This window comes from Flavobacterium sp. CF136, from assembly GCF_000282055.1.
Classification (GTDB): Bacteria; Bacteroidota; Bacteroidia; order Flavobacteriales; family Flavobacteriaceae; genus Flavobacterium.
In genome coordinates this window covers 22,283-36,818 of the sequence record NZ_AKJZ01000035.1, presented here as the reverse complement: position 1 = coordinate 36,818, position 14,536 = coordinate 22,283, and the positions used below count along the sequence as shown (strand labels likewise).

11 protein-coding genes are annotated in these 14,536 nt (G+C 34.2%); all 11 read right to left on the bottom strand.

Going from position 1 to position 14,536, the window contains the following annotated elements; all coding sequences use genetic code 11:
• Positions 1–748 precede the first annotated feature (748 nt).
• Entirely contained in the window at positions 749–1,915 is a 1,167-nt protein-coding gene (locus PMI10_RS12025) for a beta-ketoacyl synthase N-terminal-like domain-containing protein (RefSeq protein ID WP_007808181.1), read from the bottom strand.
• A gap of 153 nt (positions 1,916–2,068) precedes the next feature.
• Positions 2,069–3,340, bottom strand: coding sequence for an adenosylmethionine--8-amino-7-oxononanoate transaminase (bioA, locus tag PMI10_RS12020; protein ID WP_007808178.1), 1,272 nt, complete (start codon positions 3,338–3,340; stop codon positions 2,069–2,071).
• Positions 3,341–3,439: 99 nt separating this feature from the next.
• Positions 3,440–4,057: a dethiobiotin synthase gene (bioD, locus tag PMI10_RS12015; RefSeq protein ID WP_007808176.1), complete on the bottom strand. Its 618-nt coding sequence runs from the start codon at positions 4,055–4,057 to the stop codon at positions 3,440–3,442.
• Positions 4,058–4,224: 167 nt separating this feature from the next.
• Complete coding sequence (locus PMI10_RS12010; RefSeq protein WP_007808174.1) at positions 4,225–4,839, bottom strand: hypothetical protein; 615 nt, start codon at positions 4,837–4,839, stop codon at positions 4,225–4,227.
• Complete coding sequence (locus tag PMI10_RS12005) at positions 4,829–5,260, bottom strand: RNA polymerase sigma factor (protein ID WP_238539468.1); 432 nt, start codon at positions 5,258–5,260, stop codon at positions 4,829–4,831. Before PMI10_RS12005 ends, PMI10_RS12010 begins: the two co-directional genes overlap by 11 nt.
• A gap of 79 nt (positions 5,261–5,339) precedes the next feature.
• Positions 5,340–6,203, bottom strand: a complete 864-nt coding sequence (locus PMI10_RS12000) for a TraB/GumN family protein (protein ID WP_007808166.1) — start codon at positions 6,201–6,203, stop codon at positions 5,340–5,342.
• 218 nt (positions 6,204–6,421) lie between these two features.
• Positions 6,422–7,558: an aminotransferase class I/II-fold pyridoxal phosphate-dependent enzyme gene (locus tag PMI10_RS11995; protein ID WP_007808163.1), complete on the bottom strand. Its 1,137-nt coding sequence runs from the start codon at positions 7,556–7,558 to the stop codon at positions 6,422–6,424.
• Between the two features lie 182 nt (positions 7,559–7,740).
• Complete coding sequence (locus tag PMI10_RS11990) at positions 7,741–8,022, bottom strand: FoF1 ATP synthase subunit delta/epsilon (RefSeq protein ID WP_007808160.1); 282 nt, start codon at positions 8,020–8,022, stop codon at positions 7,741–7,743.
• Between the two features lie 76 nt (positions 8,023–8,098).
• Complete coding sequence (atpD, locus tag PMI10_RS11985; protein WP_007808159.1) at positions 8,099–9,610, bottom strand: F0F1 ATP synthase subunit beta; 1,512 nt, start codon at positions 9,608–9,610, stop codon at positions 8,099–8,101.
• A 235-nt stretch (positions 9,611–9,845) separates the two neighbouring features.
• Positions 9,846–11,411 carry a hypothetical protein gene (locus PMI10_RS11980; protein WP_007808157.1) on the bottom strand — a complete coding sequence of 522 codons (1,566 nt, stop codon included), beginning with the start codon at positions 11,409–11,411 and terminating at the stop codon, positions 9,846–9,848.
• Between the two features lie 85 nt (positions 11,412–11,496).
• Positions 11,497–14,328 carry a TonB-dependent receptor gene (locus PMI10_RS11975; protein ID WP_007808155.1) on the bottom strand — a complete coding sequence of 944 codons (2,832 nt, stop codon included), beginning with the start codon at positions 14,326–14,328 and terminating at the stop codon, positions 11,497–11,499.
• Positions 14,329–14,536 lie beyond the last annotated feature (208 nt).

Here is a 14,536-nt window from a genome sequence, read left to right as displayed (position 1 = left end):
CATTGATATTTGATACTAATTAGTCCAAAAATTTCTGGTATAAATCAGCATTGAATAAAAGAGCAATAGGCTCACACATCTTGTAGCGACTTTAAATTTATCGTCGCATATTTTCACGGATTGAAATCCGTTGCTACAAAATAAATCGTTCCTCTGGAACTTTCACGTCATTATATTTGAAATAATTAGTCCAAAAATATTTCTGGGATAAATTTACATTGAATATAAGATTCGTAGGCTTGCAACATCTTGTAGCGACTTTAAATTTATCATCACATATTTTCAACGGATTAAAATCCGTTGCTACAAAATAAATAGTTTCTTCTGGAACTTTCATGTGATTATATTTGATAATTAGTCCAAAAATTTCTGGTATAAACTAGTATTGAATAAAAGAGTCGTGGGCTCACACATATTGTAGCGACTTTAAATTTATCGTCGCATATTTTCACGGATTGAAATCCGTTGCTACAAAATAAATCGTCACTCTGGAACTTTCATATCATTATATTTGATGATTAGTCCAAAAATTTCTGGTATAAACTAGCATTGAATAAAGAGCCGTGGGTTTGTAACATATTATAGTTGGGACAAGATAAATCGTTCCTCCTGATATAAGTACAAAATTATTTCTGGTATAAATTAGCATTGAATAAAGAGCTGTAGGCTTGCAACATATTTGTAGCGACGGATTTTAATCCGTTGATAATATAGCATGAGAAAAGGAGTTCCGTAGGAACGGTTCATATTATGCTTTTTCAATCAGAATACTAACGGCATTTCCACCAAAACCAACAGCATTAATTAGAGCCTTTTTAATTGGTTTCGTTTGTTTTTGCACTTCTGTGAAAGGAACATCAACAAAAATATTATGCTGCATCATTAAAAGAGCCAATTCTAAACTCAATATTCCAGAAGCTCCAAAAGTGTGGCCGATTTTCCATTTATTGGTTGTCAATAAAGGAATTTTAGCCCCAAAAACTTTTTCAATGGCACGTAATTCTGTTAAATCTCCTTTTATGGTTCCGGGCGCATGCATCACAATAACATCTACATCTTCCAAATTAGTCTCCTGCAATGCCAGTTTCATGGACTTCTGAAAACAATCTGCTTCTGCAGAAATTGATATGTTGTGCTCTAAAATTTCGGTTGCATAACCAACACCGGTTACATAAGCAATTGCATTTTCTTTTTCTCCGGCCTCCAAACAGCAAACTGCAGCCCCTTCACCCAAAATCATAGTATTCTGAGTTTTTTCAAAATCGAAGGCAAGATTTGGCCAGGGTTCTTCATTCTGATCAAGACGGGAGTATATTTTTAATGCTCTCATCTGGGCAATTGTAAAATCAGTCAATGGTGCTTCACTTCCCCCAACCAGGAATTTATCGGCCATTCCGGATCTTAGCCATGCAACACCATTAAGTAATGCATGAAGTGCTGTAGAACATGTGATAGAGTGTGAAATTTCGGGACCGACACTTTGTAAATCGTGAGCGATCCAGGACGAAATATTTCCTAAAGTGGTAGTAGGAGAGGCCAGGGTCTGTGCTTTTCCGGTATCAATATATTCTTTATAATGCTTTTCGAATAAATCGGTAGCACCGCGGGAAGAACCAATATTAATTCCGAAGATATCATTTTTGTTCCAACCGGCTTTTTCGATCGCTTTGCGCGAAGCAGCCAAAGCAAAAAGGACAGAATCATCCAGAAATTTATATTTGATATCAGATTCCCGAATTTCAGCAACAATTTGTTTTAATTCAGCACTTAAAGCTGCTACAGAAGTTTCCTGCTGATCTAAAAATTGTTTCGAAAAACAATGCTGGTTATCGAGATACTTTTTCCAAACTTCTTCAGGATTATTTCCTAAAGGAGAAATTGAAGAAAAGGCTGTTATGGATATTTTTTTAGTCAAAATAATTTATTTGAGCGCAAAGTTCGTGAAACTTTACGCAAACTTACAAGGTTTGTAATATTAAATTAAACCATATTAAGTAATAAGAGAAAATAGAAGATAGTGTTATAAATTTCCTTTAATGAACTTATATCGCTTATATGGTTCAAATAATTAAACCATTTCGATAGCTTCTTCAATAGTCAAATAGACTTTCTGAAGTTGCTCATCTGTCATAATGTATGGTGGCAAAATGTAAACAATATTACCAACCGGTCTTAAAATAACCCCTTTTTCAATAAAGAAATTATAAAGCTTGGTACGCATCGAACCATAATAACTTTCCTCTGAATCTGATTTAATTTCAACGGCAAAAATAACACCCAATGTTCTGGCGGTAATTACTTTTGGATGGTTTTCGATTTTCTTCTGAAAGTTCAAATGATTTTTATTTATCCTTTCAATATTAGATTGCATTTCAGCAGTCTGTAATAAATCGATACTTGCTAATGCGGCGGCGCATCCCGTTGGGTTTGCCGTAAAAGTATGTCCGTGAAATAATGCCTTGTTAATATCATCATCATAAAAAGCCTCAAAAATGTCTTGGGTAAAAGTCGTAATAGCCATCGGAATCGTTCCTCCGGTTAGGGCTTTCGATAAACAAATCATATCCGGTTCTTCAGAAACATAGTCCATTGCAAAGGTTTTTCCTGTTTTACCGAAACCTGTCATGACTTCATCTGCGATCGTCAATACTTTGTTTTCTTTGCAAATCTGAATCAATTTTGCTAATGCTTCAGGTTCATACATCACCATTCCGGCTGCGCCTTGTACTAAAGGCTCAAAAATAAATCCGGCACAATTATGACTTTCAATTACAGCTTTCAAAGCATCAAAACTCACTTGTTCCTGTCCTTTTACCGGAACCGGAATTCTTGCCACATCGATAAACATTCCCTGAAAAGCCTGAGTATAGAAGGAGATTCCGCTTGCCGCCATAGCTGCAAAAGTGTCCCCATGAAAAGCATTTTCGAAAGCAATTATGGTTGTTCGTTTTTCATTTTTATTGAAAAAATACTGTAAAGCTACCTTAATCGCGACTTCAACGGCAGTAGAACCATTATCTGAAAAAAATATTTTCTGTTGGTTTTTGGGCAAAATTTCCATTAACTTTTCGGCAACTTTTATGGCCGGTTCATGTGTAAAACCTCCAAACAAAACATGTTCTAAAGTTGTCAGTTGTTTGTAAATCGCATCAGCAATAAACTTATTACTATGCCCAAACGGATTTACCCACCACGAAGCTATTGCATCAATATATTCTTTGTTGTTTTCGTCCCAAAGCAAAGCTCCTTCTCCTCTTGAAATAGCAATTGGAGTTTGTGAAGTTTTATGCTGTGTATAAGGATGCCACAAATATTGGCTGTCTTTTTCAGTTAAAGTCATTTTTTAGAATATAGAAAATAGAGCGTAGAATAAAGACTTAACCCTATAGTTTTTGGCAAAGATAAGAAAGTCTATTCTCTTTGTTCTTTTTTCTATTCCCTATAAATTTAAAAGATTCTCCCGAAACAAATCGGCGTATTCCCGAATTACGTTCTGATCAAAATACGGTTCTTCGTCAATTCTTCCGATGCATTTTATTCCGGTTTTATTCAGAATTAAATTTTCAGTCGATTTGTTTTCGCTTCCGCTAAAGATAATTCCGGAGACTTCAAAACCTCTATTTTTAATGGCTTCAATAGTTAACAAAGTATGATTGATGCTTCCTAAATAATGTCTTGAAACAATTATCACCTTATAATCCGGCTGAATCAAATCGATAATTGAATCTTTTTCGTTTAACGGGACAAAAATTCCCCCGGCACCTTCAATCACTAAATGATTATTGGTTTTTGGCTCATTTATTTGTTTTAAATCAATTGTGATTCCATCAATTTCTGCAGCGAGGTGAGGGCTTACGGGTGTATTTAACTTATAACTGTTCCCGAAGATTTGAGATTTAGTATTTGAGATTTGAAACTTGATTTTATGGCTGTCAGAATTATCTAAATCCCCCGCCTGAATAGGTTTCCAATAATCGGCTTCTAAAGCTTCAACTATTATGGCAGAAGTAATTGTTTTACCAACATCTGTTGAAATTCCTGTTACGAATAGTTTCATGGTTTTTGTTGTTTCACAAAGATTCACAAAGAAAAATACGGAGATTCACAAAGTTTTCTATTTTGGCTTTGTGCAATTTTGCGTTTTTCTTTGTGAACCTCTGTGTAATAATTCATGCAAAAATACCAATAAAAACAACAAACCCATCAATTACGATGGGTTGAGTTTTATTCTTCTTTTAATTCGTCTATCACTTTTCTAATTTCTTTTGCATATTTTCCGTAAAATTTATGAACCCACCATTCTAAAGCAATTCCCATGGATAGCATGCTAAAAACCACAATCAAAAACAATGCAATCAATTGATAATTTGTAAATTCTTTAGAGATAAAGCCCGGAATTTTAGAGAATTCAAAATAAAGATAACCTATCAAATACAGAATTAAAAATGGCGTTAAGGCAAATCCAAAGGTTTTATACAACTCCATATTTAACCTTATATCGAAATAAGTTTCGTACAAATTGTCTTTTGTTTTTAAGGCAATTGTATTCAGCCTTTTATAAAACACATAAAACTTGACGAAATAGTAAACACAAACTGCTGTAAAAAGACTAAAAAGCAAGTAAAATAATATCATTCCTTTAGATGGAAAATGATAGAATAAAGGAACCAATCCAATAAAAACAATTGAAATGATCTGGTAAATAAACTCGTTTTTTAAATTTTTCTTAATCTGATCCAAAGGCGTATTTGCCGACTGTATTTTCTCTAAATTATTCGGAACAACAACATTTTCTGTCTTTTCGTTATTCCATGCGTTTTGTATATCGTTAAAATCCATATCCTTGATTTTTAATTATTTCTTTTAATTTTTCTTTTGCCCGGTTTAATTTTACTCTGGCATTTCCTTCAGAAATTCCGAGATTTCCCCCAATTTCTTTATGCGAAAATCCTTCTAACTGATAGAAAATAATGGCCTTGTCAATTTTTTCCAATTTTTGGACTGCTTTATAAAAATGATCGAGCTGACTTTCTTTTATATGTGAATCGCCTTCATCATCTTTGATGTTTTCTGAAACGATTTCGTATTTGTCAACCTTTCGTTTCTCTTTTTTTAAGAAAACAATTGCCGTATTTACAGCGACTCGGTACATCCAGGTCGAAAACTGACTTTCGTTTCTAAAAGAATCATATGATTTCCAAAGCTGACAAATAATCTCCTGAAACAGATCCTGCTGATCATCAGAGTTATCCATGTACATCTTAGAAACTTTATATAAAATTCCTTTGTGACTTTCTATGCGTTTTAAAAATTCTTGCTCTTTCTCTTTCAAAATAATGCTAATTCATTATTGGTTTTACAGTGTATCCTGCTTTTTTTAATAAATTAATTATTCCTAAATCCCCGGCTAAATGCGCAGATCCTACAGCATAAAACACACTTTCTTTTTTCATTTGTTCGGGCATAATTTTTACCCAATTTGCATTTCTTTCGTTAAGCATATATTTTTTAGCGTTCGGATTCATTACTTTTTCATCGGTAGTTATTTTGTACAAAGTTTCCAGATTTTCATTCTTATAATTCTCTACTAATTTAGTCGTTTCCTCTGGATTTGATTCTTCTAACATATTAATCATTTCTGAATCAGGATAGGCATTTTCAAAACTTTTAAATTGAAATTTCACGGTTTCAAGACCAGCAACTTCTAACTGACGCTTCTTTGCCATTTCAATGAACTCCATTTCATAAAATTTGAGATCAGGGCAGCCAAAACTTTTCATTGAAATTAAACTCATAATCGTCAATAAGCTAAAGCTGTCAACTTGCTGTATTGTCATTCCGGTATTTTTTTGAAGAATTGAATTTAATTTAGACAATTGTTCCGGACTCAATTTTTTGCTTAACGGTTCCTTTCCCATTGCCAATTGCTGTACGTCAGCCATTTCTTTAGGATCTGAAAAATTAATTTCCAATACTAACTTATCTGATTTTTCAAATGCTTTTTTTGTTTTTTCAGTAAGAAAATAATCTGCCGAGCAAATCATATGAACCGTTCCATACAAATACGAAGGTTTTGTTAATCCATTTCCTGATACTTCCCACAAAAGTGAATTTTCTAATTTTGGAGATTTTGTTTGTGCCTGAGTTGATAAACTAATAATAATTGAAATTGCTGCTGCTATTGATTTGAATAAGTTTTTCATGATTTTGATTGATTTAAGTTGATGATTAAAACCCTTTTTGTTTGATTACGACACGTAAGTAAATGAATAATCAAAACGTTACAAAAAAAATCAAAGTTTTTAGAGAAGTTAGGAAGTACAGAGTCTTTCACAGAGATTCGCAAAGAAAAAACAGAGATTCACAAAATTTATCCTTTGTGAATGTCTGCGAATACTTCGTGAATTTTTGTAAAATAAAATTAAAAAACAAAATCCCTAAGAAATACTAATACTTGATTAATTTCTTCTTCCGAATTATAACTGTGAATACAAAAACGAAGACGCTCTTGTCCTTCGGGAACTGTTGGTGAAAGGATCGGTTTTACATCAAATCCTTTGTCCTGCAGTTGCTGAGCCAGTTGTTTTACGTTTTCATTGCCTGGAATAATTGCAGATTGAATTGCTGATTTACTTCTGACAAACATTGGTTTTAATCCCAATAAGTTTTTTTGCTGATTAAAAAATACAATATTTTGACGTAATTTTTCGATAGTCTCTTTTTCGGTTTCTAAATGCTGATAGGCTGTTAAGATTGTAGATACAGAATGTGGAGACAATCCTGTGGTATAAATAAAACTTCGGGAGAAGTTTACCAGATATTCTTTAAGCTCTAAGCTCCCTAAAACTGCTGCTCCATGACAGCCCAAACCTTTTCCGAAGGTCATGATTCGTGCAAAAACGCTATTATGTAAATTCAGATATTGTATTAAGCCTTCGCCTTTTTCACCAAAAACACCCAATGTGTGTGCTTCGTCAACGATCAGATAACAATTGTACTTTTCAGATAGTTTGACCAATTGCTCTAGATTTGGACTATCACCATCCATAGAAAAAACAGTTTCGGTGACAATGTAAATGTTGGTTTCAGGAAATTTTAAAACAAGACGTTCTAAATCCTCAAAATCATTATGGTTAAATTTGTATGATTTAGCGTTCGACATTGTGATTCCGTCACGAATAGAAGCATGGCTTAGCTCATCATATAAAATTACATCGTTTCGTTGTGGTACAGCGCTAAAAAAGCCAACATTGGCATCATAACCCGAATTAAAAATTAAAGCCGATTCTGACTCATGAAATTGCGAAATAAAAGATTCTGCAATTTGATATAAAGAATGATTACCGGAAATCAATCGGGAACCTGTAGCTCCATTCTGAATGATATCATTTTCTATTAAATAATGATGTACTAATTTAAAAATGGACTCAGATCTGGAAAATCCAATATAATCGTTAGAAGAAAAATCGACAAGATTATTAAAACTTGGCAGTCGTCTCAACGAATTATTTTGCTTTCGATTTTCAAGCTTTTGAATAAGATTTTCGGGTAATTTCATAAAAGCAAAGTTATGAAATTCAGATTAAATTTCTTGGAAGTTATGTTTTTTAGCCCAGATGGGAGCGGTATCCTTTGTGTGCCTTCTTTAGGCAGGCAAAGATATAGTGTACAGCTGGACTAGCTCCTGAAAACAAAAAAGCCAAACATCACTGCTTGGCTTTTAATTGATTTTGAATTGTCTTAATCTGCTAAAACAATTATTTTATTGTCTTTCATTTCGATAGTACCTGATTCAATTCCCAAAGTGTAGGTTTGATCATTTACTTTCGTGAATTTACCCGCAACTTCTTTAGAAAAATTGAAACTTGGTGCTGCAATTTTAATAGTTCCTTTTTCTAAAATAGAAACTATAGGAGCGTGATGATTCAATATTTGAAAGCTTCCATCAACTCCAGGCAAGGTAACCGAAGTTACTTCTCCTGAAAATAATTTTGCTTCTGGTGATACTATTTCTAAAATCATAATTTTTTAGTTAATAGTTGATCGTTGATCGTTGGTGTTGTTTTTTAACAACTGACAACTAACAACTAACAACCAATTACGCTTCTGCCAACATTTTTTCTCCAGCTTCGATAGCATCCTGGATAGAACCTTTCAAGTTGAAAGCTGATTCAGGAAGGTGATCTAATTCACCGTCGATAATCATGTTAAATCCTTTGATAGTATCTTTAATGTCAACCAATACTCCAGGAATACCAGTAAATTGCTCCGCTACGTGGAAAGGCTGAGATAAGAAACGTTGTACACGACGAGCTCTTGATACAGACAATTTATCTTCTTCGGATAATTCTTCCATACCTAAGATTGCGATGATATCTTGTAATTGTTTGTATTTTTGAAGAATTTCTTTTACTCTTTGTGCACAGTCATAGTGCTCATTTCCTAAAATTTGAGGAGTCAAAATTCTTGAAGTAGAATCCAATGGGTCAACCGCAGGATAAATACCTAACTCAGCAATTTTACGAGATAATACTGTTGTAGCATCTAAGTGAGCAAACGTTGTTGCCGGTGCCGGGTCAGTTAAGTCATCCGCAGGAACGTAAACCGCTTGTACAGATGTGATCGATCCTTTGTTTGTAGACGTAATACGCTCTTGCATAGCTCCCATCTCTGTTGCCAAAGTTGGTTGGTATCCTACTGCAGAAGGCATACGGCCTAAAAGTGCTGATACCTCAGAACCTGCTTGTGTAAAACGGAAGATGTTGTCAACGAAAAACAATACGTCTTTACCTTGATCAGTTCCGGCCCCATCACGGAAATACTCAGCGATAGATAATCCTGAAAGTGCCACACGTGCACGAGCTCCAGGAGGCTCATTCATTTGTCCGAAAACGAAAGTAGCTTTAGACTCTCTCATTCCTGGCATATCTACTTTAGATAAATCCCATCCTCCATTTTCCATAGAGTGCATGAAATCATCACCATATTTAATAATTCCTGACTCTAACATCTCACGAAGCAAGTCATTTCCTTCACGTGTTCTTTCACCTACTCCTGCGAATACTGAAAGTCCACCGTGACCTTTTGCGATATTGTTGATCAACTCCTGAATCAATACTGTTTTACCAACACCGGCACCACCAAACAATCCAATTTTACCTCCTTTTGCATAAGGCTCAATCAAATCGATTACTTTAATACCTGTGAATAAAACTTCAGATGAAGTTGATAAATCTTCAAATTTAGGAGCTTGTCTGTGAATAGACAAACCATTTTCTCCTGTTTTTGGCAAGTTTCCTAAACCATCAATTGCATCTCCAATTACATTGAATAATCTTCCATATACGTCCGGACCGATTGGCATTTGGATTGGATTTCCAGTTCCAACTACTTCATATCCTCTGCTTAAACCGTCTGTTGAGTCCATAGAAATGGTACGAACAGTGTTTTCACCAATGTGAGATTGTACTTCCAGAACCAATAATGTTCCGTCTTTTTTAGTGATTTCTAGTGAATCATAAATTTTTGGAAGTTCAACATCCTTACCGTTGAAAACGACATCAACTACTGGTCCAATGATTTGAGCAACTTTTCCTATTACTTTTGACATTACTTATGTATTTATTAAATAGCTATTTAGGTTTATTGAAATAAACTCTTTTTTCAGAGCGCAAAGATAATTTTTTAAAATATAAAATCAATATTTTTTGCAAAAAAAATACTTAGTTTTTGTTTCATTCCTAAAACTCAGGCTTCAAATATCTAAAACGACAATTTTTAGGTAAATAAAAAAAAGCCACTACATTTTAGAAACGAGTGGCTTTTTACTAAAAAAATTGGCTTTATTATAATGATCCAGGATATAGAATGGAGTAATTGCCAACATTTACACCTTTTAAGTTTGATCCGTATTTTATGTTAATGGCTTCGATAAATTTATTTGCAATAAACGCATATCCTCTTGGTGAAGGATGAATTCCATCCAAAGAAAAAGTTCCGCCTGTTACAAACGTTGAAGCCATTGTGAAATTATTTGCGACAATTCCACCGCTATCAATTTGAGCCATAATGGCATTTGCATCTACAAAAGCAAGACCTTTTGAATCTGCAAGTGATTTTATTGTAGCATTGAACGCATCTGTAGCAACTTTTAATTCTGCTATTTCTGTCGGAATTAATGCATATTTATCTTGTAGAGGATATGTGATGCCAAATTTATCTAAAGGAGAAGGAGGTGCTGCGCCAAGCCCTGAATTAGCCGCAGTAGGTGCTGCTCCAATTGCTGATTGTGTAGTTAAAAGAATTAAATCTGTTGCTGTTGCCTGACGTGCCTGCCCAAAGACAGTACCATAAAAAGCGGCTGTTTGTGCACCTACTGAAGGTGTAAGAACTGCAGTAAGCTGTGCAGATAAATTAGTTAATGATTCATCTTTTATCAATAATGGATTTGCTGCTGTAAGAGACAGCAAATTAATTCTGTCAGTTACTCCAAGATAATTTAATGCATTTTTTAATGGCCCATATAATTGAGCATTAAGCGCATTTATTGTTGCAGTGCCAGTTGCTTCATTACCACCTCCTAGTACTTTAGCCGTTAGTGGATTATAAGGAACCGTTTTGAAAAAAGGAATTGATGTTACATAAGGAATATTGGCTACTACACCTTTAGCACCTGCAGAAGTTAATGTATTTACTAATGCCGCATAAGTACCATCAAAGCCTACTCCGGCGGCTCCGGTTGCCGGAGTAATTGGGTTTGTCCCATCTCCTCCTGTTGTTGCATATCCTAATACGTCATTATTTCCTATCCATAACGAAAAGAAAGTTGGAGTTTGGCTCATAGCGTATGCCAATACTGAAGTTGTTCCGTTTGGTGCAAAACGTACATAATACGGATTTGCTGTTCCATTCGATAAACCAGCCGCAGCCCCATAAGTTGGAGATAATAAATGAAAACTTTTAGCGCCTGGTACTCCTGTGTTATTATAAGGTCCGGCAGCAGGAATTGCTGGGTTGAAAACTTCTGTTGTTGGCGGTCCGGTTACCGGAACAGGAGCTGTTCCGTTAAAATACAGTCTTGGGCCAAAAGCCGGATTTATTTGTCCTCCAAAAAGCAAACCCCCAATATTATCATTAGTATAAGGGATTTTAAATTCTCCTCCGCCAACAAGTTTAAATTGTTGCGCCATAATATTGGTATAGGATCCTTGTTGTCCTTTTATAAAAAGAGCACCATCACTAAAACCGGAAGTTAGAGAATTTCCCAATGCAACGTATTTTGAAAAATCAGCTGTTCCGGAAGTTAAAGGAAGTCCGTCAGATGAATCTATTACTGTAACAACTTCATCATCACTATTACAAGCCATAAAGGTCAACGAAACCAATAATAGCCATTTGAAATTTTTTATCATAATTTAGTATATTTTAATTATCACTTTCTAAATTTTGCTTTAAGAAAAGTAAATAAAGTATTTGTTTTTTGTTAGTATATTTTAATTACGGATTAATTGTCCAGGAAGCAAAAACTTGTCGCCCAATCAATCCAGAACCAATTACCTGATAATATTCTTTTCCTCCAATATTTGCGGCTCCTAATTTTAAAACTGATTTTAATTTTGGAATTCCATAATTAATTTGCGCATCAATCACTGTAGCTGATTCAATTACACCATCTGCAAAACTTGATTGCCACATGTATTCACTATTCCATCTTCCACTAACATTAAATCCAAAATTTTTGAATAATCTTTCATTACCAAGAGATACTTTAACTCTGTGTTTTGGGGTGTTAAAACCAGCTTCAAAACTAGGATCTTTTGCCTGATCAAAGTCAAACTGAGCATAGTTGTAGTTTACTCCTAATTCAAAATCTGCAATTATTTTCTTAGATAACCCTACTCCAAATCCAAATGATTTAATTTCAACATCTGTGTTTGTGTATAATTGATATGCTCTGTAATTTCCATTTTGAAGAGCATGCAATGATTGAGCACCTGGATCTGTAGGGCCTGCTAATGGATTTGGCGAATCTTGCGCTGTACCATAATAAGGCGCTACTGCATTTAAGTTTCCAATGAAATTATTATAAATGTTATAATACGCATTCAGATCGATAGAAACATCTTTAATTAAAGAACGATATCCAATTTCAAATGCCTTAACTTCTTCAGGTTTTACATAATTTACATTTGTTTTTCTTAAAAGTGCTGAAGCTGCTACCGGGTTACTGCCGGCCAAAGCACTAAATGCACCGACAGAACTTGCTGTATAAGAATTGTTATAAGCGTTTAAACCGGTCATTACAACTGTTGAACCCCCTGCAAAAGCCTGACCTGCAGTTGTTGCAACATCTAATGTTTCACTATATCGCATTAAATTATCAGGTGCTGAACCAAGCAACACAGCGTTTCCAATATTAAAACCTATGTATTGATCCTGAGTAGTCGGGTTTCTGAAACCAGTTTGGAACGATGTTCTGAAGTTGTGATTTTTTCTCTCACCTCCTGAATATACAAGAGACAATCTTGGAGAGTAGCTTCCATCAAAGTTTTTAGATTTATCATAACGAATAGATCCCGTAAATTTTAATCTGTCATCTATGAATCTTTTTGTTAATTGTGTATAAGCGCCATATTCATTATAATTTATCGCACCATTAGCATCAGTATAAATTCTGCCATGAGAATTTAATTCATATAATCTAAAAGAACCACCAACCTGGATTTCAGCAATTTTGATAAGATCTTTAAAATTATAATTTGCATCTGAATGATAAATTTTCGAGTTGTCAACCAATTTTGATCCCGAAAGAACACTCTCATCATTAATTACCTGTTTAAAGGCATTGTTGAATTGTTGTGTTCCCGGTAAAAAACGGCCTGTGTCAGCAGTATTTCTTGCAGCTATATGAGCATTTTCCGGAGTCATCCCGGCTAAAGTAGATTGAATATATGCTCCTGCATATTGTCCAAACCAAGTCTTGTCATCTTTCCATTTTCGGTTTACATTGATTCCTGTAAAAACCATATCATATGAATTTCCACCATCTTCTGTAGTCGTATATCCTCTTAAGAAAAAATTCTTTCCTTTAAATTCTAATTTATGCTGTTGCATAAAAAAGTTATTTAAATAATATCTATTCGCTCCCTGATAAACTGCATTTCCAAAACCAAATTTACTTTGCCAGATAATTTCTAATCTTTCATCGCCAAATGGTCTTCCGTGAAATGAGAAATCAATTTTAGTATTACCTGCTTTGTTATCAGTAAGGTTTGTTTCATTATACCCTGTTCTGCTAACATTGGTATTTGGTAATAAGTTTACTGCTCCTGCAGGTATTAAACCCAGATTTGCTAATGACTGACCAACTCCTTTTATATTTGTTGAAACTTCGTCCCCATATACATTTATTCCATCGTAATTTATATTACTGCGGTCTATTCCTTTGATGGTTTTGTCATTATAATTTGTTGCATACCAATCTGTGGCCTGCATATAAGTAAAGTTGGCTTTTGCGGCAAAATATTTATTAAACGCATGTGAAAATCTTACACCAAAATCATAATAGTTATTTGTTCCGGCAGCTTCTTGTGATGTTTGACCATATTTAAAATATGCTGATACCCCTTGATAAGTAAAAGGGCTTTTACTATTCATAAATAAAATTCCATTGAAAGCGTTGGCTCCATATAATGCAGATGATGCACCAGGTAATAACTCGACACTTTGAACATCAATTTCTGATACACCAATCATATTTCCTAAAACAAAATTCAATAGTGGAGAAGAATTATCCATTCCATCAACTAACTGCATAAAACGAGTGTTCGCGACAGTAGCAAAACCTCTGGTATTAATTGATTTAAAAGACATACTGCTTGTATTCATTTGTACCTCTTTTAAATTTTCCAGGCCATCATAAAATGAAGGGGAAGCTGTTTTTTTAATATCCTGAATCCCCATCCTTTCTATAGTTACAGGTGATTCTAGTATTCTTTCAGGAGTTCTGGATGCTGAAACAACTATTTCATTAAGTTTGGTCTCTTCCTCTTTTAAGACTACGCTTACATTTTGATTAGCCGATGTGATGCTAATTGTTTTAGTTTCAAAGCCTACTGCAGATATTTTAATAGTATAAGGCAACGCTGCATTAGTATTCAATTTAAAAGTGCCATCAAAATCAGTTGATGTACTGCTTGGGCTACCTATTACAGTAATATTGGCTCCAGGAATTGATTGTTTGTTACTGTCTGTAATAGAACCGGAAATTGTATTCTGCGCAAAGGATAATCCGCTGAAAAACAACATAATTAGTAAATACACTCTCATTTGTCAGTTTTTTTGGTTAGTTTATATAGCCAAAATACAAATAATTTTGATATTAATAAAAAAATGTTAAAAAAAATTAATTTTAAGTGCATTTTTCATGAGTATTTTAACTATTCCATAATGAATTTTATTAAAGTAAAATCAATATCAAAGCATGACAAATTCAAATACTATGCGTACATATAATTTTTTACGAAAAATATTGAGG

Excerpts from the sequence above, each read along its gene's own strand:
- PMI10_RS11975 (WP_007808155.1), bottom strand. The coding sequence starts at position 14,328 with ATGAGAGTGTATTTACTAATTATGTTGTTTTTCAGCGGATTATCCTTT.
- PMI10_RS12000 (WP_007808166.1), bottom strand. The coding sequence starts at position 6,203 with ATGAAAAACTTATTCAAATCAATAGCAGCAGCAATTTCAATTATTATT.
- bioA (WP_007808178.1), bottom strand. The coding sequence starts at position 3,340 with ATGACTTTAACTGAAAAAGACAGCCAATATTTGTGGCATCCTTATACA.
- PMI10_RS11995 (WP_007808163.1), bottom strand. The coding sequence starts at position 7,558 with ATGAAATTACCCGAAAATCTTATTCAAAAGCTTGAAAATCGAAAGCAA.
- atpD (WP_007808159.1), bottom strand. The coding sequence starts at position 9,610 with ATGTCAAAAGTAATAGGAAAAGTTGCTCAAATCATTGGACCAGTAGTT.
- PMI10_RS12005 (WP_238539468.1), bottom strand. The coding sequence starts at position 5,260 with ATGTACATGGATAACTCTGATGATCAGCAGGATCTGTTTCAGGAGATT.
- PMI10_RS12010 (WP_007808174.1), bottom strand. The coding sequence starts at position 4,839 with ATGGATTTTAACGATATACAAAACGCATGGAATAACGAAAAGACAGAA.
- PMI10_RS11990 (WP_007808160.1), bottom strand. The coding sequence starts at position 8,022 with ATGATTTTAGAAATAGTATCACCAGAAGCAAAATTATTTTCAGGAGAA.
- PMI10_RS11980 (WP_007808157.1), bottom strand. The coding sequence starts at position 11,411 with ATGATAAAAAATTTCAAATGGCTATTATTGGTTTCGTTGACCTTTATG.
- bioD (WP_007808176.1), bottom strand. The coding sequence starts at position 4,057 with ATGAAACTATTCGTAACAGGAATTTCAACAGATGTTGGTAAAACAATT.